The 20,796-nt window shown below is 57.0% G+C and carries 17 protein-coding genes; 11 read left to right on the forward strand and 6 right to left on the reverse strand.

Annotation, left to right across the window (positions count from 1 at the left end):
* Positions 1–49: 49 nt before the first annotated feature.
* Positions 50–715 carry a nitroreductase gene (locus tag JK232_RS06760; protein WP_246538382.1) on the forward strand — a complete coding sequence of 222 codons (666 nt, stop codon included), beginning with the start codon at positions 50–52 and terminating at the stop codon, positions 713–715.
* A 116-nt stretch (positions 716–831) separates the two neighbouring features.
* On the opposite strand, the gene JK232_RS06765 is transcribed toward JK232_RS06760, so the two are convergent.
* The 3 genes from JK232_RS06765 to JK232_RS06775 are packed head-to-tail and all read right to left on the reverse strand — an operon-like array spanning position 832 to position 4,512.
* Positions 832–2,091 (reverse strand): glycerate kinase type-2 family protein, encoded by a 1,260-nt coding sequence (locus JK232_RS06765; protein ID WP_212588966.1) that lies wholly within the window; start codon positions 2,089–2,091, stop codon positions 832–834.
* A 2-nt stretch (positions 2,092–2,093) separates the two neighbouring features.
* Complete coding sequence (locus tag JK232_RS06770; protein WP_072928220.1) at positions 2,094–3,182, reverse strand: tartrate dehydrogenase; 1,089 nt, start codon at positions 3,180–3,182, stop codon at positions 2,094–2,096.
* 19 nt (positions 3,183–3,201) lie between these two features.
* Complete coding sequence (locus JK232_RS06775; RefSeq protein WP_101828230.1) at positions 3,202–4,512, reverse strand: MFS transporter; 1,311 nt, start codon at positions 4,510–4,512, stop codon at positions 3,202–3,204.
* 134 nt (positions 4,513–4,646) lie between these two features.
* On the opposite strand from JK232_RS06775, the gene JK232_RS06780 reads away from it, so the two are divergent.
* Positions 4,647–5,555 carry a LysR family transcriptional regulator gene (locus tag JK232_RS06780; RefSeq protein ID WP_072928327.1) on the forward strand — a complete coding sequence of 303 codons (909 nt, stop codon included), beginning with the start codon at positions 4,647–4,649 and terminating at the stop codon, positions 5,553–5,555.
* Between the two features lie 35 nt (positions 5,556–5,590).
* On the opposite strand, the gene JK232_RS06785 is transcribed toward JK232_RS06780, so the two are convergent.
* The gene (locus JK232_RS06785) at positions 5,591–6,490 is read right to left on the reverse strand and encodes a LysR family transcriptional regulator (protein ID WP_101828231.1); all 900 of its coding nucleotides are present in this window, start codon (positions 6,488–6,490) and stop codon (positions 5,591–5,593) included.
* A 199-nt stretch (positions 6,491–6,689) separates the two neighbouring features.
* Here JK232_RS06785 and JK232_RS06790 point away from each other — a divergent pair, with 199 nt between their 5' ends.
* From JK232_RS06790 to JK232_RS06805, 4 genes are all read left to right on the forward strand, one after another.
* A complete protein-coding gene (locus JK232_RS06790; RefSeq protein WP_241522393.1) occupies positions 6,690–7,409 on the forward strand; it encodes a putative quinol monooxygenase in 720 nt (239 codons plus the stop codon).
* 41 nt (positions 7,410–7,450) lie between these two features.
* The gene (locus JK232_RS06795) at positions 7,451–8,248 is read left to right on the forward strand and encodes a carboxymuconolactone decarboxylase family protein (RefSeq protein WP_072928216.1); all 798 of its coding nucleotides are present in this window, start codon (positions 7,451–7,453) and stop codon (positions 8,246–8,248) included.
* Between the two features lie 564 nt (positions 8,249–8,812).
* The gene (gene aspT, locus JK232_RS06800) at positions 8,813–10,504 is read left to right on the forward strand and encodes an aspartate-alanine antiporter (protein WP_072928215.1); all 1,692 of its coding nucleotides are present in this window, start codon (positions 8,813–8,815) and stop codon (positions 10,502–10,504) included.
* 43 nt (positions 10,505–10,547) lie between these two features.
* Positions 10,548–12,155, forward strand: coding sequence for a bifunctional aspartate transaminase/aspartate 4-decarboxylase (locus JK232_RS06805; protein ID WP_072928214.1), 1,608 nt, complete (start codon positions 10,548–10,550; stop codon positions 12,153–12,155).
* Between the two features lie 119 nt (positions 12,156–12,274).
* Here the strand turns inward: JK232_RS06805 and JK232_RS06810 are convergent, their stop codons facing one another.
* On the reverse strand, positions 12,275–12,769 hold the full coding sequence (locus tag JK232_RS06810) for a GlcG/HbpS family heme-binding protein (RefSeq protein WP_101834974.1): 495 nt from the start codon (positions 12,767–12,769) through the stop codon (positions 12,275–12,277).
* 257 nt (positions 12,770–13,026) lie between these two features.
* Here JK232_RS06810 and hprR point away from each other — a divergent pair, with 257 nt between their 5' ends.
* A complete protein-coding gene (hprR, locus tag JK232_RS06815) occupies positions 13,027–13,707 on the forward strand; it encodes a response regulator transcription factor HprR (protein WP_212588967.1) in 681 nt (226 codons plus the stop codon).
* Positions 13,700–15,055, forward strand: coding sequence for a heavy metal sensor histidine kinase (locus JK232_RS06820; RefSeq protein ID WP_101828232.1), 1,356 nt, complete (start codon positions 13,700–13,702; stop codon positions 15,053–15,055). Before hprR ends, JK232_RS06820 begins: the two co-directional genes overlap by 8 nt.
* 78 nt (positions 15,056–15,133) lie before the next feature.
* Here the strand turns inward: JK232_RS06820 and JK232_RS06825 are convergent, their stop codons facing one another.
* Positions 15,134–15,685, reverse strand: a complete 552-nt coding sequence (locus tag JK232_RS06825) for an NAD(P)-binding domain-containing protein (RefSeq protein WP_246814605.1) — start codon at positions 15,683–15,685, stop codon at positions 15,134–15,136.
* A 199-nt stretch (positions 15,686–15,884) separates the two neighbouring features.
* Between JK232_RS06825 and JK232_RS06830 the strand changes: the two genes are divergently transcribed.
* From JK232_RS06830 to JK232_RS06840, 3 genes are all read left to right on the forward strand, one after another.
* Complete coding sequence (locus JK232_RS06830; RefSeq protein WP_072928209.1) at positions 15,885–16,499, forward strand: TetR/AcrR family transcriptional regulator; 615 nt, start codon at positions 15,885–15,887, stop codon at positions 16,497–16,499.
* A 73-nt stretch (positions 16,500–16,572) separates the two neighbouring features.
* Positions 16,573–17,679 (forward strand): efflux RND transporter periplasmic adaptor subunit, encoded by a 1,107-nt coding sequence (locus JK232_RS06835; protein WP_212588968.1) that lies wholly within the window; start codon positions 16,573–16,575, stop codon positions 17,677–17,679.
* Positions 17,676–20,771, forward strand: a complete 3,096-nt coding sequence (locus JK232_RS06840) for an efflux RND transporter permease subunit (protein WP_212588969.1) — start codon at positions 17,676–17,678, stop codon at positions 20,769–20,771. Before JK232_RS06835 ends, JK232_RS06840 begins: the two co-directional genes overlap by 4 nt.
* Positions 20,772–20,796: the final 25 nt, after the last annotated feature.

Below are 20,796 nucleotides of genomic sequence, written 5' to 3' on the forward strand. Positions count from 1 at the left end.
GCGGCACGATGACAAGAACAGAGAAAAGAGGTGCAAAATGTCTGAGCCAATGCTGTTCCGGGACGTGGTGCGTGAGCGTCATTCTGTCCGGAGTTTCCTTCCTCAACCGGTTCCTGAAGCACTTCTTCGTTCGGTATTAGAGGATGCGCAGCGCTCACCCTCTAACTGTAATACGCAGCCCTGGCAGACCCATATTGTCTCGGGCGCAACGCGCGACGCACTGAGCAAGGCCATCCTCGCGGCCGATGACGCAGGCCAGCTGACCCCTGATTTCAGCTTTGACACCCATGATTTTCAAGGCATTTACCATGATCGCGCCAAAGCTCAGGGGGCGGCTTATTATCAGGCCATCGGCGTAAAAAGAGAGGCGTATGAGCAGCGCCGCGATGCATCACGGCGCAACCTGGAATTTTTTGGCGCGCCCCATGTCGCCCTGCTTTTTATGCCTGAAGCCGGGGACAACGTGCGTGTTGCCGGTGACATCGGTATGTATGCGCAGACCCTTCTGCTTTCCCTCACTGCCCACGGCCTGGGCGGCATTCCACAAACCATGCTTGGCTTTTATGCCGACACCATCCGGGAAATGCTGGGCATCTCTCCGGCGATGAAATTACTGTTTGGGATATCACTGGGCTACCCTGACAGGGAGCATCCTGCCAACCAGTACAGAATTGAGAAAGCCCCGCTCGAAGAAAGTGTCATTTTCCATCAATAAATGCAGGTGTGCGGCCACCTTGCTGAGCGAGCAGGACGCCATCAGGCGATGGCGTTCTGCTCAGGAAAATCTGCGGCATTCGGGTAACATGCTCTCCTGACCCGGAGAGCACAGGTTCAGGCAACCAGGATGGCCCTGAAGTCATTCACATTCGTCAGCGTGGGGCCGGTCAATATCAGATCACCGGTGGCCTGAAAGTAGCTGTAACTGTCATGCGCCTCCAGGTAATCCTGAGCGTTTAACCCCTTTACCCTGCCTCGCGTCAGTGTATCCGGGTAAACCAGCGCCCCGGCGGCATCTTCGGTGCCGTCAATGCCGTCGGTGTCACCTGCTGCTGCCCAGATCCCACGTTCTCCAGCCAGGGCACAGGCAAGGCCCAACAGGAACTCGGTATTCCGGCCTCCTTTTCCTGCCTTTCCTCCGCTCACTGTGACGGTCGTCTCACCACCCGACAACAATAGCGAGGGCGAAGCAACCGGCTGACCATACTGCCTGACGGATTTCGCCATCGCTGCCATGACTTTTGCCACTTCGCGGCTTTCCCCTTCTATGGCATCCCCCAGGATCAGCGGTGTAATCCCCAGACGGCGCGCCGCCGCCGCGGCTGATTGCAGCATCATCGCCGGTGTGGCGATCATCCTGACGTCACTTTCTGCCCCGTTATTGGGGGTGGGGATTGCCCGCTCCAGCACACAACGCACATGTTCCGGCACCTGAATGCCGTAACGCGCAAGGACGTTCAGGGCATCAGCAGGTGAGCTGTCATCCGCCACGGTAGGCCCGGAGGCCACGTCAGCCGGGTTATCACCGGGGACATCGCTTATGATCAAAGATACCACCCTGGCGGGTTGCGCCAGTGCAGCCAGCTTTCCGCCTTTGACGGCGGATAAATGGCGGCGAACCAGGTTCATCTCTTTGATGTTCGCCCCGCTGTGCAGTAAGGCACGGGTGATGGCCTGTTTATCCGCCAGGGTCAGCCCTTCAACAGGCAATGCCATCAGCGCCGAGCCGCCGCCGGAGATCAGGGCCAGCACCAGATCATCCTGCGTCAGCCCGCGCAGCGATTCGACGATAAGCATCGCGGCTGTTTCACTCATGGCATCGGACACCGGGTGGGCCGCCTCCAGGATGCGGATCCGGCCTGCCGGCACGGCGTGGCCATAACGCGTTACCACCACACCGCTGACGTCCACGTCCGGCCATGCTGCATCCACTGCCGCAGCCATCGCGGCGGAGGCTTTACCGGCCCCGACAACCACGCAGCGTCCTGCCGGCCTGGGCGGCAGGGCGGAAAGGATAACAGGCCCTGGCCGGGCGCTGTTAATTGCCTGCTGAAAGATCTCCTGCAATATCTTTGCGGCTTGTTTATTGTTCATCGTCAGGCCGTCTCAGCAATGGCCGATTTTGACGTAATAAACTGCACCACCGCACGCGTCACTTCCGTCGTTTTGGCCGTGCCTCCCACATCAGGCGTCAGGATCCCATTGGCGCACACGTATTCGATAGCGTCCATGATCAGCGCCGCAGCCTCACGCTCACCCAGGTGCTCCAGCATCTGCACTGCCGTCCAGAACGTGGCGATTGGGTTGGCGATCCCTTTGCCGGTGATATCAAAGGCTGAACCGTGGATAGGTTCAAACATGGAAGGGAAACGCTGCTCCGGATCGATATTGGCGGTAGGCGCAACACCCAGGCTTCCCGCCAGCGCCCCGGCCAGGTCGGACAGGATATCGGCATGCAGGTTGGTGGCGACAATGGTATCGAGGCTTTGCGGGTGCAGGGTCATGCGGTGGGTCATGGCATCCACCAGCATTTTATCCCAGGTCACATCCGGGAATTCCTGCGCCACTTCCGCAGCAATCTCATCCCACATCACCATGCCATGACGCTGGGCGTTGGATTTTGTCACTACCGTCAGCAGTTTGCGCGGCCGGGACTGGGCAAGTTTAAAGGCGTAGCGCATGATGCGTGTTACCCCAACCCGCGTAAAGATGGCCACTTCGGTGCCTACTTCTTCCGGCAGCCCCCGGTGCGCGCGGCCGCCGTTGCCGGAGTATTCACCCTCGGAGTTTTCCCGCACGATCACCCAGTCCAGATCGCCCGGCCCGCGGTTACGCAGCGGCGAGGTGACGCCCGGCAAAATTTTGGTCGGGCGGACATTGGCATACTGGTCAAACCCCTGGCAGATAGGCAGCCGCAAGCCCCAGAGGGTGATGTGGTCGGGCACATCCGGCGCGCCTACCGCCCCGAAATAGATGGCGTCAAACTTCTTCAGTGTCTGCAGCCCGTCTTCCGGCATCATCACGCCATGCTGTTTGTAATAGTCTGACCCCCAGTCAAAGGTTTCCACGTCAAATTTAAGCTGAGGATCCTGGCGTTCCAGTGCGTGAAGTACCTCAATACCGGCGGAAATCACTTCCGGGCCGATGCCGTCAGCAGGGATTGCAGCAATAGAATAAGTACGCATTTCTTTTCTCCGGTTCATGTCAGTGAGTGTCAGGATGGGTCAGTCCGGCCGGCTGGGGTTTATTGCCCCTGGCAGACAGGATAAGAACAACGAGCGCTGAGATGCACAGCAGCCCGGCAACAAAATAGAGGCCCCAGGTGTAGCTGCCGGTTTGCTGGCGAATGACGCCAATCATCATCGGGCCGACGAAGCCGCCCAGGTTGCCGATAGAGTTGATGGTGGCGATGCCCGCCGCCGCGGCCGGGCCGCTCAGGAACAGCGTGGGCATACTCCACAGCGGCGGTTTGGAGGCGCTGATGCCGACCGTAACCAGTGTCAGGGCGAAGATGACCGCCAGCAGGGTGCTGACATTACCGGCATAAATCAGCCCGGCCGCTGCCAGCAGGCAGGCGCCAATGACGTGCCAGCTCCGCTCGTTCTTACGATCGGAATGGCGGGCCCAGAGGATCATGCCGATAACCCCCATCACCGCCGGGAACGCATTCAGGAAGCCAATCTCCAGCGATGAGGCACCAAAGCTGTGGATAATTTGCGGTGACCAGATGCCCAGGGTGTACAGCCCGGCAGAGGTGCCGAAATAGACCAGTGCCAGGGCCAGTACCCGTTTGTCCGCCAGGCCACGCCATGCGCTGGTGTGGCTGTTGCCGGAGGCACGCGCCTGTTCTTCTGTCCGCAGGCTATTTTGCAGCCAGGTACGCTCTTCCGCGGTCAGCCATTTGGCTTTTTCAGGGCGGTCGGTCAGATAAAACAGCACCACAACCCCCAAAATCACGGCCGGGACGGCTTCGAGCATAAACATCCACTGCCAGCCGGCATAACCCAGCAGGCCATGCATCTCAAGCAGCGCGGCCGATATGGGGGAGCCAAGTGCGGTTGACAGCGGGGCGGCCGCCATAAAAATCGCCGTCACCTGTGCCCGTTTCGCGGCCGGGAACCAATAGCTCAGGTAGAGGATAATGCCGGGGAAGAAGCCGGCTTCAGCCACACCGAGCATAAAGCGCAGCACGTAAAAGCTGGTGGTGCCTTCGACAAAGGCCATACAGCCGGAGACCAGCCCCCAGGTGATCATGACGCGCGCTATCCAGATGCGGGCGCCGACTTTGTGCAATATCAGGTTGGAGGGGACTTCAAATAAAAAATAACCGAGAAAGAAAATACCCGCCCCCAGCCCGAATACGGTGGGTGAAAAACCTAAATCCTGATTCATTGTCAGTGCTGCAAACCCGATATTGACGCGGTCGAGAAAGGCAATGAAATAGAGCAGCATGATAAAGGGGATAATGCGCAAGGTGACTTTACGCATCACCGTTTTTTCGAGGTGAGAGTGCATATGAACGTACTCCGGTTAATGTAATGTAGGGAATGTTATTTTTTTGTAATCAGTTGCAGTATGCAGTTTTGACTTGCCGAATCATCAGGGTTGGATTATATAAATTATTTGAATAATGGGTTGGGGTGCAGATTATGGATATAAATCAATTACGTTGCTTCATTGCCGTTGGAAAAGAACTGCACTTTGGCCGCGCGGCGCAAAAGCTGGAAATGATGCCTGCGTCACTTTCCCGCTTTATCCGGTTGCTCGAGGATGACCTGGGCGTGCGCCTTTTGAACCGCTCTACCCGTAATGTCTCTTTAACGTTGGAGGGGATAAAATTCTTTGAAGAGGCGAGCAGGCTGATGGAGCAATTTGATGCACTGGAACTGCGTTTCAAAAATGGAATAAAAGATAAACGTAAAACCTTGCGGATTGGGGCGATTGACAGCGCAGCGCAGGGCATCGTTCCTGCCCTGCTGAATTTATTTGTTCCCCTGCACCCGGAAACCGATATTCATATTATCGAAGAAAAAACCGTTAATCTTATCCCAAAATTAAAATCCGGCTGGCTGGATATTATCTTTTTCCGTAAACCTCACGTTATGGATGATGCATTGGCAACGCGCTTTATCACCCGGGAAAAATCTATTCTGGCCGTACCGGCCAATCACCGTTTATCCGGAATCAAAGAGGCCTCCATCACCGACTTTCAATCAGAACCGATCATTATCCCTGACCGCCGTACCCGCCCCCACAGCCATGACCTGACGATGAGCCTGTTCAAAAGTGCCGGCCTGCGCCCCCATGTCGCACAGTATGCGGAAGAGAAGCAAACGATACTCAGCCTGGTCGCGGCCGGTCTGGGCGTGGCGGTGGTTCCTGCGTCTTACCGGCTGATGAAAAGTGACCGGATTCACTTTATCCCGCTCAGGTTTCCGGATCAGCTGGCAGGCCTCCAGCTCAGTGTGGCCTGGCGCAAAGGCAATGAGGATGAATACCTGAGGGAACTGCTCAGGCTGATGAACGAGCATAAGGCAGAACTGACAGACAGCCTCTGACCCCCCGGTGCAGCGGCTGCCTGCGCGAAAAGCGGTTATCCCTGGGTGTGTGTGATAAGAAAATCAATCAGTGCCTTCACCCTGTTGGTCTTGCCGGCGCTTTTGAGGTAGTAGAGGTAAACCGGCGGATAGGTTTTCCAGAAACGCGCCATGACGGGAATAAATGCCTCACGGTCTGGCTGAAGCCGGTAAACAGGCTCGAATAACCTTCCGATACCCAGCCCGTTTCTTATTCCGTCCGCCATCACGTCAATGTCGTTGCTGATTAATGGGTTGTGCATGTCGAGGGTTAATTGCTCGCCGTTGTCATCCAGGATCAGCGGGAGAATACGGTTATGGGTGATAAAGCGATAACCGATCAGCTTATGGTGATAAAGATCGGCGGGCGTCGTGGGCGTGCCGAACTCTTTAAGATAGGTGGATGACGCATACAACCCTTCCCGGAACGGCTTTAACAACTGGCGGGCCACTACACCGCCTTCAAGCACATCGCCAAAGCGGATCCCCAGATCGAAGCGTTCATCAATAATATTTACTGTGCCGTCGTACACCGACACTTCAAGCTGGATGCCCGGATAGTGCCGACAAAAAGCTGCCATCACCGGTTTTAGCACCAGCAGGTAAGCGAAGCGGGAGAGCGTTATCCGGATCAGGCCAGACGGCTCCTGATGCTGATCGCGGATACTTTCAAGTGATTGCTCGAGGGAGTCCACTGCCGCTGACGTTTGCTCCAGCAACTGTTGCCCGACGTCAGTGAGTTCGATACGCCGTGTAGTACGCACAAAAAGGGGGTGGCCGATGTGTTGCTCAAGCACCCTCAGCGCCTTGCTGACCGACGGCGGGGTGATTTCAAGCTTTCTGGCGGCGGCAGAAATACTGCCCTCGCGGGCAATGCTCTGGAAAATGCGTAGCTGGTTATACATCACGTTATTCATAGCGCCATCCCTAAGCAATTGCCTGCCGGCGATTCACGACAGCCGGCTATTCACTATATGTATTATTAACTATGGGTGATTATCAACGACCATCGATTATTAACTACAGGCTAAATATCTTTGAGTCAAGCGTGCCCTAATCTTATCAACATAGCCTGCCTATACTGGTGACTCGTTTCCCGCTGTCTGTAGGTTCGCCGTGAAAAATATTATCGTCATGTTATTGAGTCTGATGATGAGCCACTCCACCCTGGCGCAAGCCCCGAACTCCCCGGATATGCCCGTGATAAATATTTTTGAAATCAGCGTCAACCCTGATAAACGCCCTCAATATGATGAGCTCGCCAGGCAGACCATTTCCACGTCAATTGATCAGGAAACAGGTACGCTTGCCATGTATTCCCTCCAGCGTAAAGATGCATCGCATCAAACTTACATGGTGGAGATTTATGAAGATAAAGAGGCTTACCACCGGCATTTACAGTCCGCGCATTACCAAGCATTCATCGCACGTGCGCCTGAGCTTATTAACCGGAAGCACCAAATACAGCTGACCCCGCAATTCCTCAGCGATAAGCACATTGTCCAAAATGCGCAAACCATCAATAACCTGGTGATTGTCGATGTGAAGCCTGAATTCCAGGAGGCATTTAAACACGTTGTCCTCCCTGAAATGGCTGAGTCCATCAAGGTTGAGGAAGGGGTGCTTGCCATGTATGCCGCTACCGGGGTGGACAATACCCATCGCTGGTATTTCTATGAAATTTACGCCAGTGAGGCTGCTTATCAGCAACACAGGCAGACGCCGCATTTCCGGGACTATATCGCGCAGACGGCACAGATGGCGGTCAGTAAAGAATCCATCCCGGTCGCCCCGGTATACCTGCGAAACAAAGGCGGGATAGGGCCGGTGGAATAGCGGGTCAGCGTAGCCGTGCAGATAAGGGAAGAGGAGTGAACATGAAAAGGGTGATTGCGGCGGCGGCACTGTCGCTGGTGCTTACAGATTTCGTGAATGCTGATGAAAAAAGAGGTGAAGTCATGTTGAAAACAGAACCATCAAGCCTTTCTGAGGCCGATATCCAGGCTGTCTCCCCGGCACTGGCCCGGTTTGGCCGCGAAGCCATCGCGGAGGATCTCTGGAAGCGCCGTGAGCTGTCTGTGCGTGACCGCAGCATCGTGACGGTGGCTATCCTGATTGCCAGAAACCAGCCCGCCGAGCTGAAGCATTATGTTGAGGTCGCGCTTGACGCAGGCGTCACCCCGGCCGAAGTGTCGGAGATCATCACGCATCTGGCCTTTTACTCGGGCTGGCCCAATGCTATGTCGGCTGTCACCGTCACCCACGCTATTTTTCAGCAGCGGGGCGTCACGGCGGCGGATCTCCCGGATGCCTCACCGGCGCTTTTACCGCTCAATCAGCAAGCAGAAAAGCAGCGTTCAGAGACGGTAGAAAAAAATGTCGGCCCTGTTTCCCCCGGCCTGGTGAAATTCACCGCCGATCCGCTCTTTCTTGACCTCTGGCAGCGGCCTGCGCTCAAGCCCCGCGACAGAAGCCTGGTGACGGTCAGCGCGTTAATCGCATCAGGGCAGAGTGCGCAAATTGGTTATCATCTTAACCGGGCGATGGATAATGGCTTAACCGCGGAAGAGGCCGGGGAAGTGGTGGCGCAGGCAGCGTTCTATGCAGGATGGCCCAATGCGTTTTCTGCAGCGCCGGTGGTGGGGGAAGTATTGTCTGCCCGCGAGGCTGATTGACGCTTACCCTGTCCCGGCACAGGGCTGCGGTTGCAGCCCTGAAAGTCAGCGATGGTTTTTCCTTGCCAACAGAATACCGGCTGAGCAGCCCAGTTAATTACGCGAATAACCCAGACGTGAAACGGCTGGGGTTATTTTATTTAAATAACGCCATTATCATAATTTAGCGGGAAGGGGCGGCTGCGTTTAATTGGGAATATCGGAACCCCACAATAAAAAATTATCCTTAAAAAGAAAACGCAGTCTGCTTCAATGTATTTTTTTATTTTTAATTCAGCGTGGCTAAAAATAAAGCGAATCGCGTTAAATAACAAATTAAAACGGTTTTATAAGTTTATTATGCTGATTTAAATAATTAACGCGGGACTAAAGCTCAAAAAGTGGCGGCTGTGCAGGGTTTAATGTTTTTTAGGGATAATTTCCCTGGCTTCACGTTGCCATGCGAAAATTCGTAGCTACCTTTTATCAAGTGTTGGAAAACATTCATTTCTCTTATTCATCTTATTCCGCGGCGATAAACTGCCCGGGCAGAGCCTTACAAACCGAATAGCAGGATACTCTTCTATGAACTTGCTTCATGAAGTTTTTCGTCTGTCTCCGGAACTTGCCTTATTTCTCTCACTTGCTGTAGGCACATGGATTGGAAAGCTGAAACTGGGTGCATTCCAGCTCGGTGGGGTGGCAGGGGCGTTGCTGATTGCCGTATTGATTAGCCAGGTTGGAGTAACCATTGACAGCGGAATAAAGAACGTTTTGTTTGCGGTCTTTATTTATGCCGTCGGTTTTGAAAGCGGACCTAAATTTTTCTCATCATTAGGGCGACGCACGCTGCGTGAAATTGCCCTGGCGTTGGTCCTGGTTATCACGTCGCTGGGCACGGTGGTCGTCATGGCCAAAATGTTTGCGCTGGATAAAGGCATTGCCGCCGGCATTGCTGCCGGGGCGCTTACCCAGTCAGCCATTATCGGCACTGCCAGTGCAGCCATCTCCAAGCTGGGCCTTGATCCGGCGCAGTTGCAACAGATGCAGGGAAACGTGGCGGTAGGCTATGCCGTGACGTACATCTTTGGCTCTCTTGGCGCCATTATCATTTGCGTCAATATCCTGCCTAAAATCATGGGCCGCACTATCCGTGAAGATGCCATAAAAGCGGAACTGGAGATGATGCAGGGCGCACCGGTGCTTGCCGCCGGCCAGCAGCCTGCGCTGCCGGGGCTGGTGGGGCGCGTCTTTCTTGCCGGCCCCGCCAGCGGCAAAACGGTGGCACAAATTGAAGCCACCGCTGACCCTCTCTTTCCCGTCACGCTGGAGCGCCTTAAACGCAAAGATAAAGTCATTTCCGTCACACCGGATATGCAGCTCACCGACAGTGATGTGTTGCTGTTAGTCGGACGCCGGAAAGGCATTATTTCGCTGGCACCTTCGCTCGGCCGGGAACTGGATGCCGATGAAGGGCCGGAAATGATTATGCAATCCTCTGAGGTGCTGCTGACGAATCCGGCGCTGACCGGCAAATCGATTGGCCAGTTGCGCCATCAGATTTCACGTGAAGCGCGCCACGGGGTGTTTGTCACCACACTGCGGCGTGGTGATACCCTGCTCCCGTTCAGGGACGATACTGTCATCCAGCATAACGATGTCGTCACCCTGTACGGCAGCGAGCAGGATATCCAACGGGCGGTGGCATTAGCCGGGCCGCCGCTGATTAAAAGCCCGAAAACGGATTTGATGTTCCATGGGTTCGGCCTTTCTGTGGGGCTGATATTCGGCCTGCTGGTGGTGCATATCGGCGCTGTGCCTCTGACACTCGGCAGCGGCGGCGGTGCGCTGTTATCCGGGCTGCTGTTTGGCTGGTACCAGGCCCGCAAACCGCTGACCGGCAATATGCCGCTGCCTGCGTCCGGCTTGCTGCGTGATCTGGGCCTGGCCGGTTTCGTTGCGGTGGTGGGGTTACAGTCTGGTTTGCAGGCCGTCGACACCGTACGCCATAACGGCATTTCCATATTTCTCATCGGCATCGTCGTGACGGTGGTGCCTCTGATGATCACCCTGTTTATTGGTCGTTACATCCTGCGCTATGACAACACCGCTGTTTTTGCCGGGGCGTTGGCGGGAACACGCAGCGCAAATCCTGCCTTTGGTGAAATTCTTGATAAAGCGGGCAATGCCATTCCTACCGCACCCTTTGCGGTGACCTACGGACTGGCCAATGTGTTTTTGACCCTGTTGGGTCCGTTGATTGTCGCCCTTGTCTGAACAACCCGTTACCTAACCATGTTGTCATCAGGAGATGCTTACCATGACGAATCCTTACGAGAAATATGCGTCGCTCAGCCCGTTTGAATTGAAAGATGCGCTGATTGATCTGGCGTCCAGTAAAACCGACCGGATGATGCTTAACGCCGGCCGCGGCAATCCGAATTTCCTCGCCACACTTCCCCGGCGTGGGTTCTGGCGGCTTGGCTTGTTTGCGACGGAAGAGGCTGAGCTTTCCTACTCTTATTTGCCGCACGGTATTGGTGGGTTGCCCCGCCTGGATGGGATTGAAGCCCGCTTCGATGCGTTCCTGTCACGTGAGCATCAGCAGCCGGGGGTCGCGTTCCTCTCCAGGGCGGTCAGCTATGTCCGTGACCAGCTTGGGCTTTCTGCGTCGGCTTTTTTGCATGAAATGGTCGAGGGTATCCTGGGGGCTAATTATCCCGTCCCGCCCCGGATGCTCAGAATCAGCGAGAAGATTACCCGGGAATATATCGTTAAAGAGATGATAGGCGGGTTGATCTCGGCAGAGGATGTCGATTTATTTGCCGTTGAGGGCGGCACCGCAGCCATGACGTATCTCTTTAATACCTTGCGTACAAACGGGCTGGTGAAAGCCGGGGATAAGGTCGCGATGGGTGCGCCTATTTTTACCCCTTATATTGAAATTCCTAAGCTGGAAGATTATCGGCTTGAGAGCGTGATGATTAATGCCTCTCCTGAACAGAACTGGCAATACCCGGATGAGGAACTCGACAAGCTGCTGGACCCAGAGGTGAAAATTTTCTTTTGCGTCAACCCGAGTAATCCGGCCTCAGTCAAGATGGATAATCGCAGCCTCGAAAAAATGGCCAAAATAGTCGAACAGCGGCCAGACCTGATTATTCTCACCGATGATGTGTACGGCACCTTTGCCAAAGATTTTAAATCTCTGTTTGCCACCTGCCCGCAAAATACCATTCTGGTGTACTCGTTCTCGAAATATTTTGGTGCCACCGGCTGGCGGCTTGGCGTTATTGCCACGCATCAAAATAATATTCTGGACGACAAAATAGCCAACCTCAGCGCGGAAGAAAAAAACCGTCTGCATGAGCGTTATACCTCGCTGACCCCCGACGTCGCGGCCCTGCGTTTCCTTGATCGCGTCGTTGCAGACAGCCGTAGCGTGGCCCTTAACCATACCGCCGGGCTCTCCACACCGCAGCAGGTACAAATGGTGCTGTTCAGCCTGTTTGCACTCATGGATGGTGACAACGGCTATAAGGCGGCAGTCTCAGAAATTATCCGCCGCCGTCAGGCGGTGCTGTACCGGGAGTTGGGGATTACGCACAAGGAAGATGATAACGCAGTCGATTATTATACCCTGCTGGATCTGGAGGCGATCTCACGTCAGGTTTATGGCGACGATTTTGCCCGCTGGGTGCAGCAAACGCTTAACCCCACCGACTTGTTGTTCCGGATTGCTGATGAAACCGGCATTGTGATGTTGCCTGGTTCAGGCTTCGGCACCCAGCAACCTGCCGGCCGTATTTCTCTGGCCAACCTTAACGAATATGAATATGCCGCCATAGGTAAAGCCCTGCGGAATATGATGGAGCACTACTTCAGGGAATTTAGCCTTAACGCCGGAAACACCCCACCGGCGCAATAACCTGCGCCGGGTATTTGGGGCGTAAGGCGTGAATAAAAAACGGCAACAAACCAGGGCGGGGAAGAGGCTTCTTTCCCGCCCTGGCGAGAGGGGAAAACACACTGCCCGCGCTTTCCCTGTTATTTCTGTTGCCCGCTCTCCCCGAGTACCCGCTTAATCGCTTCGCTCCCACAGTGGTCATCAGACTCTGCGCCGCCGGTACCGGCGAGGCCGACGGCACCAATCACCTGGCCGTGATATTTCACCGGTACGCCGCCGCCAAGCAGCAGTAACTCATTCACGGTATTCAGGTTAACGGTGTCCGGGGAGGACTGCGCCTGCCGGGCAAACTGTCTGGTCGGCGTCTTCGTCGAGAGTGCCGTGAAAGCCTTACGCCAGGCGGCCTGCGTATTATGCGGCCCGACGTTGTCATCCCTCATCAGTGACACCAGGTTCCCGCCCCGATCCACCACCGCCACCACGCCCTGACGGTTCATACCGTGGCAGACAGCCAATGCCTCTGTTGCCAGTTTACTGCTCAGTTCCTGCGTCATGTCATAGACGGCAGCCGGTTCGGCAGAAAGGGCCAGGCCTGGTGCCGCAGCAAGCATCATGGCAATCATAAAACGTTTCATTTCTTCTCCTTCTGAATGCGCTTCCCCGGTACGGGGTCTCTCCGTACCGGTTCAGCCACAATGGGACGCAACAGGGCGTGTTCGTTGACTGGAATGGCAGCGGGATGTCAGAAACGCGTTGTGTTTGACTCCCCTGGGTTAATCACCGTGCTGTTATACCCGTGCGGGTCTCCACATTGCCTGTCAGAAAGATGACCATATTGTCATCTGGCGCTGAAACGCTGGGGCGGCCATAGAATTCGTGGCAAACTGCCCGGATGAAACTGTTACTGATCGAAGATAACCTGAAAGCCAGCGCCTGGGTGCGTAAAGGGCTTGAAGAGGCAGGCTATATTGTGGATTACGCAGCGGACGGGCGGGACGGCCTGCATCTGGCGCTGTCGCACCCCTACAGCCTGGTGATACTGGATATTATGCTGCCGGGTATGGATGGGTGGCAGGTGCTGAAAACCCTGCGTACCGCCGGCAACACCCCCGTTATTTGCCTCACCGCCCGGGATTCCGTGGAGGACCGGGTCAAGGGGCTGGAGCTTGGCGCGAATGATTATCTGGTAAAACCGTTCTCCTTTGCTGAGCTTCTGGCCAGGGTAAAGAATCAGCTCCGGCAGCACCAGCCGCACAGCTCGGTGCTTCGCGTGGCCGATCTGGTGATGGATTCGGCTCGTTTTCAGGTCACGCGTGACGGCATACCTGTGGCGCTCACCCGCAAAGAGTTTATGCTTTTGTGGCTGCTCGCCAGCCGTCACGGAGAAATCCTGCCGCGGACGCTGCTTGCCAGCGAAATCTGGGGGGTGAATTTTGACAGTGAAACCAACATTGTGGATGTCGCCATCCGCCGCCTGCGCCGAAAAGTGGATGATCCTTTTCCCAAAAAACTCATTACCACGGTGAGGGGCATGGGCTATTGCCTGTCTGAAAAGGAGCCGGGCGGTGTATAGCCCCTCTCTCACGCTCCGGCTGACGGCGATTTTCACGCTGATCATGGCGATGGCCTGCGGCGGCATCAGCCTGATACTGTATAACGCATTACGCAGCGAACTGGTGTGGCGCGACGATCAAACGCTGATCAACCGGGCTGCACAATTAAGGCAGTTGCTTGAAGATGGTGCCCAGCCCGGCTCGCTGCCGCTCTATTTCAACCGTATGGTCGACATCCGCCAGGATATTCTCAGCATCCGGTCGCCGCATGAGCAAAACGTCAGTATCAACCATACCGGTGTTGCGTTGCCCGCGCTCTCCCCGACGCCGGTCAGCAGCCCACCCAATGAGAAACAGTTGCACCGCTGGGTCAATGCTGACGACACGGAAGCCTCGGCGCTCAGCCTGCAGGCAAACTCACAGGCCGGGCCGGTCACGATTACCCTGGCACGCGTCGCGCGGGAGCGGGCGCTGGTGCTGGAACGTTATCGCCGGCAAAGCATTCTGGTGTCACTGGCGGCCATTTTGCTGTGTGCCGCGGTAAGCCCGCTCCTTATCCGCCGGGGGCTTCGCGCGATCGGCCGGTTAAGCCAGATCATGGCAGAAACCGGCAGTGACAGGCTCACTCACCCGGTGTCGCTCCAGGCGATACCGAAGGAGCTGCTGCCGCTCGGTGAGGCGCTGCATGATATGCGCCAGCGCTTATCAACGGACTTTATCCGGCTGACCCAGTTTGCCGACGATCTGGCCCATGAGATACGCACCCCCATCAATGTGTTACTCGGCCAGAATCAGGTTGCGCTTGGCCATGAGCGTTCAGCCGCGGAATACCAGGCCCTGCTGGAAGGGAACATTGAAGAACTGGAGGGGCTGTCGCGCCTGACGGAGAACATTCTCTTTCTTGCCCGCGCCACGCACCACAACATCAAACTCAATAAAGAGACATTCTCACTCCATGATGCGCTGGAAATGCTGATCGATTTCCTTGAACCCCTGGCGGAAGAGCGGGAGATGTTCATTGAGCTTCATGCCGAAGGAGACCTCACCGCGGACAAAATGCTTTTCCAGCGGGCGATGACCAACCTGCTGACCAATGCCATCCGTTATTCGCCCGGCAAAGGAACGATCTCTGTCAGCACGGTTGATCGCGGTGACGTCATTGAGATTGAGGTGTCGAATGCCGGTGACGCGCTTGCCGAACCGGATAAAGTATTCGAACGGTTCTGGCGGGGCGATAATGTCCGCCATACGGCGGGAAGCGGGCTGGGGCTGTCGCTGGTCAGCGCGATAGCCACCTTGCACGGCGGCAGCGCGTATTACCGGCATGAGCGCGGGAACACGATTTTTGGCCTCCGCCTGCCTGCCTGACCAGGCCGTTGCGTTTCGCCGTCATGCCGGATGCATACCCTAACCGGCCTTTGGGGACGAGTGAAAACAGCGGTGGGTTTAACGCAGCGCCGTTTCTGCCACATTGAACTCCGACTCCCGGCTCAGCAGGTTGACTGAGCCGAACAACGCAGACAGAGGCGTTATGTCCTGACGGCCCGCCGTCAAAATCACCACTGAATGGCCCGCATCATTGACCGGGGCGAGCAACGCCCTGGCGCAATCAAAATGCGTAAACCTCTGCCGGAGTTCGCTTATTTGAACCCCCGGCACCAGTGAAATCAGTGTGTGTGAAGGCCGCAGCGCAATACTGCCGGCGAGTGCGTGCAAGGCGGCAGGGGCGGTATTAATAAAAATGATGTCTGCTTCATCAACAACCGCCTGATGATTATCCAGTGTCCAGCAGGGGTACTCCCTTGCCGCACTTTGGGCCGCTTCGCTGTTTCCGGGCGAAAGAAACACTTGCGCGTCCGGGGCTGCCTTAAACAGTGCCTTGATGACGCCTTCAGCCCGTAGATCAACCCCCAGAATTCCCACTCTTTTCATTTTCCTCTCCAAAACCGCCGGCACAGTGATGAGTGACTGAGGCCAGTTCTGCGAAGGTGCAAGCACCTGCCGGGCGACTGCTGCACGGGTGTTGAGATCCGTTTCGTCGCTGTTGCCGCAGCGGTTATACTCCGCGTTCGGATGACGAGCCAGGCCTCTGCGTCCGTCAGGGGAACAGGCAGCACCTTGAATCAGCCTTAAAGAGTGACTAAATTACTAAATGGTTACTTATTGTCAATCAGAGCCTTCGGGCTAAGCTAAAAAAATGACGAAACATGTGAACGTACCCTCATCACGTGGTCCGCTTGACCACAACGTCCGGGATCAGATAGTGGACGCCGCCACGGCGCATTTTGGTCACTATGGCTATGAAAAAACCACTGTCTCAGAACTGGCAAAATCGATAGGTTTTTCAAAAGCCTATATCTACAAGTTTTTTGAGTCCAAGCAGGCTATCGGCGAGGTGATTTGCGCCAACCGGCTCGACATGATGATGTCGGTGGTGCACGCCGCCATCGCGGATGCCCCGTCAGCCTGTGAGAAGCTGCGCCGCCTGTTCAGGGCGCTTACCGAGGCCGGCAGCGACCTGTTTTTCCACGATCGTAAGCTCTATGACATTGCCGCCGTGGCAGCGCGCGACAAGTGGCCCTCAACGGAGAAATATGAGGCGCGTCTGCGGTCGCTGATTGAAAGCATCATTGCCGAAGGCAGGCAGGCCGGGGAGTTCGAGCGGAAAACCCCGCTGGATGAAGCCACCCAGGCGATTTACCTCGTGATGCGTCCTTTCATCAGTCCTGTCCAGTTACAGTACAACCTGGATACCGCCCCGACGGCGGCTGTGCTGCTTTCCTCCCTCATCCTGAGAAGCCTGTCACCCTGATTAGTGACTATTGACTTTATTGGTCACTGGTCTGAGAATGCGGATACCTTCCTATTAACCAATCAGGGTTCCCATGCTCAGGCTTTATTCAGCCCGTCTGGTGGTTTGCCTCCTGCCGCTTGCCCTGGTGGGCTGCGGTGATAACACCCCCGCGCACGATCCGCGCACACAGCCCCCGCGGGTACGCTCAGCGACTGTGGAGCGTGCGGCCGATACGTCACGCGCCTTCACCGGCGTGGTGGTCGCCCGTACGCAAAGTGACCTCGGCTTCCGGGTGCAGGGTAAAATTCTTGAACGCCTTGTGGATACCGGCCAGACCGTTAAACGCGGCCAGCCGCTGATGCAGTTGGATCCGGTTGACCTCAGGTTACAGGCCCAGGCGCAGCAACAGGCGGTGGATGCCGCCAGGGCGCGGGCGAAAAAAGCCGGTAATGATGAGGCGCGTTACCGTGGGCTTGTCGCTGCCGGGGCCGTGTCGGCGTCTGAGTTCGATCAGATCAAGGCGGCGGCTGATGCGGCCAGGGCTGAACTCAGCGCCGCGCAGGCGCAGGCCGGGGTGGCGCAAAACGCAATGGGTTATGCGGTGCTGCCGGCCGATGCAGACGGCGTGGTGATGGAGACGCTGGCAGAACCCGGCCAGGTGGTGAGCGCCGGGCAGGCGGTCATCCGGCTGGCCAGGGCCGGGCAGCGTGAGGCGCTGGTGCACTTGCCGGAGACGCTGCGCCCCGCTGTCGGAAGCGAGGCGCAGGCCGCCCTCTACGGCAGCGAAACGCAGCCTGTGGCTGCCCATCTGCGGCTGCTCTCCGATGCCGCCGACCCGGTGACCCGCACTTTTGAGGCGCGGTATGTGCTGACGGGGGCGCTGGCGAACGCGCCGCTGGGGGCAACCGTCACGCTTCACCTCACGACAAACCGGGGCGACAGCCAGGTTATGCAGGTGCCCCTGGCGTCGCTTTACGATCCGGGCAACGGGTCTGGTGTCTGGCGGATTTCAGGCCAGCCGGCGAAGGTGTCGTGGCAGCCCGTCAGGGTGCTCAGCCTGAGCGATGAGGCTGCGCGTGTCACCGGCGGCGTGATGCCGGGGGAAAAGGTGGTTGCGCTGGGCGCGCACCTTCTGCATGAAGGGGAGGCGGTGCGCCTGGGCGAACAGGCCGCCGGCGCAGTGGGGAGCCTGCCATGAGCGCCGGAGGGTTCAATCTATCCGCGCTTGCGGTACGCGAGCGTTCAATCACGCTGTTCCTGATTCTTCTCATCACGCTCGCCGGCATCATATCGTTCTTCGGGCTTGGGCGGGCTGAGGATCCCCCTTTTACAGTCAAGCAGATGACCATCATCACCGCCTGGCCCGGCGCGACCGCGCAGGAAATGCAGGATCAGGTGGCCGAGCCGCTGGAAAAACGGCTGCAAGAACTCACATGGTATGACCGGGCGGAGACGTATACCCGGCCGGGGATGGCATTTACCACGCTTTCCCTGCAAGACAAAACGCCGCCGTCACAGGTTCAGGAGGCGTTCTATCAGGCACGCAAGAAACTGGGCGATGAGGCCAGAAATCTCCCTGCCGGTGTGAGCGGGCCGATGATGAATGACGAGTTTGCCGATGTCACTTTTGCGCTGTTTGCACTGAAAGCGAAAGGAGAGCCCCAGCGGCGGCTGGTGCGTGATGCAGAAGCATTGCGCCAGCAGTTGCTGCATGTCCCCGGTGTGAAGAAAGTGAATATTATCGGGGAACAGGCCGAGCGGATTTACGTCGCCTTTTCGCATGATCGCCTGGCGACGGTGGGCCTCTCTCCACAGGATATTTTCTCTGCGTTAAACAGCCAGAACGCGCTGACGCCGGCGGGGGCCATTGAGACCCACGGCGCGCAGATTTTTATCCGCCTTGACGGGGCCTTTGATGAGTTGCAGAAGATCCGCGAAACGCCGCTTGTCGCACAGGGCAAAACGCTCAAGCTCTCCGATGTGGCCACGGTCGAACGCGGTTATGAGGATCCCGCCACCTTCCTGATCCGCAACCAGAATGAACCGGCGCTGCTGCTGGGCGTGGTGATGCGTGAAGGCTGGAACGGCCTGGATTTGGGTCACGCGCTGGATGCCGCCACGGCTAAAATCAATGAAAACATGCCGCTGGGCATGACCCTGACGAAAGTGACCGACCAGTCCGTGAACATCCGCTCTGCGGTGGATGAGTTCATGGTGAAATTCTTTGTCGCCCTGCTCGTCGTGATGGTGGTGTGCTTTGTCAGCATGGGGTGGCGCGTCGGGGTGGTGGTCGCGGCGGCAGTGCCGTTGACGCTGGCGGTGGTTTTTGTGGTCATGGCGGCGACGGGCAAAAACTTTGACCGGATTACCCTCGGCTCGCTGATCCTGGCGCTGGGGTTACTGGTTGATGATGCCATTATCGCCATCGAAATGATGGTGGTAAAAATGGAGGAGGGCTACGACAGAATCAAGGCCTCGGCTTATGCCTGGAGCCATACCGCCGCGCCGATGCTGGCCGGTACGCTGGTGACGGCCGTAGGCTTTATGCCCAATGGCTTTGCCCAGTCCACGGCGGGTGAATACACCAGCAATATGTTCTGGATTGTGGGCATCGCCCTGATTGCCTCCTGGGTGGTGGCCGTCGCTTTCACGCCGTATCTGGGCGTCAGGATGCTGCCGGAGATTGCCAGGGTGGAAGGCGGGCATGACGCCCTCTATAACACCCCGCGCTATCAGCGCTTTCGCCGGGTGCTGGCCCGCGTTATCGCGCGGAAATGGGCCGTGGCCGGAACCGTTGTCGTCCTCTTCATGCTGGCGGTGCTGGGAATGGGGCTGGTGAAAAAACAATTTTTCCCCACCTCTGACCGGCCGGAAGTGCTGGTGGAAGTCCAGATGCCTTACGGCACCTCGATAGAGCAGACCAGCGCCGCCGCGGCGAAAATCGAAGGCTGGCTGAAAAAGCAGCCGGAGGCAAAGATCGTCACGGCCTACATCGGGCAGGGGTCGCCCCGTTTTTATCTGGCGATGGCGCCTGAATTGCCCGATCCCTCCTTCGCCAAAATTGTGGTACTGACAGACAGCCAGACGTCTCGCGAGGCGCTCAAGTTCCGGCTCCGGGAAGCGGCTGCCGATGGGCTGGTACCTGAAGCACGTGTGCGGGTGACCCAGTTGGTGTTTGGCCCGTATTCACCGTTCCCGGTCGCCTGGCGCGTGATGGGGCCGGACCCCGCCACATTGCGCGGCATTGCTGACAAGGTGAAAACCGTGTTACAGGCAAGCCCGATGATGAGAACCGTCAACACCGACTGGGGGCCGCGGGTGCCGGCGCTGCACTTCACCCTGAATCAGGATCGCCTCCAGGCGAGCGGCTTGACGTCCGCCGGTGTCGCCCAGCAGCTCCAGTTCCTGCTCTCGGGCGTGCCGATTACCACGGTGCGTGAAGATATACGCCAGGTACAGGTGACCGGCCGTGCCGCAGGCGATATCCGTCTCGATCCGGCTAAAATTGCCGGCTTCACGTTAGTCGGCAGTGCGGGCCAGCGTATTCCTCTGTCACAAATTGGGGATGTCGAGGTCAGGATGGAAGATCCGGTGCTGCGTCGTCGTGACCGTACGCCCACCATTACCGTGCGGGGGGATATTGCCGAAAACCTGCAACCACCGGACGTCTCCACCGCACTGATGAAACAGTTGCAGCCGGTTATTGACGCGCTTCCGGCCGGGTACCGCATTGAAATGGCCGGCGCAATTGAAGAATCAGGCAAAGCCACCAAGGCGATGGCACCGCTGTTCCCCATCATGCTGGCCATGACGTTGCTGATCATCATCCTTCAGGTGCGCTCCATGTCGGCGATGATGATGGTCTTCCTTACGGCACCGCTGGGGTTGATCGGTGTGGTGCCGACGCTGCTGCTTTTCAATCAGCCGTTTGGCATCAATGCGCTGGTCGGGTTGATTGCGCTGTCGGGCATCCTGATGCGCAACACGCTGATTCTGATTGGGCAAATCCATCATAACGAGAAAGAGGGCCTCGCGCCGTTCCATGCGGTGGTCGAGGCGACGGTACAGCGGGCCAGGCCGGTATTGCTGACGGCAATGGCTGCGATTCTGGCCTTTATTCCCCTGACACATTCGGTATTTTGGGGGACGCTGGCCTATACGCTGATTGGCGGCACGTTGGGGGGCACGATCATTACCCTCGTTTTCCTGCCTGCGATGTATGCGATCTGGTTCCGGATCCGCCCTGACGCCCGGCCACATTCCGGGCAGCCAATGGGTGCCCGGCACTGATCACCCACGGCGCGTGGGGCAGGGT

Origin of the sequence: Nissabacter archeti, from assembly GCF_018257325.1 — a bacterium.
Classification (GTDB): domain Bacteria; phylum Pseudomonadota; class Gammaproteobacteria; order Enterobacterales; family Enterobacteriaceae; genus Chimaeribacter; species Chimaeribacter arupi.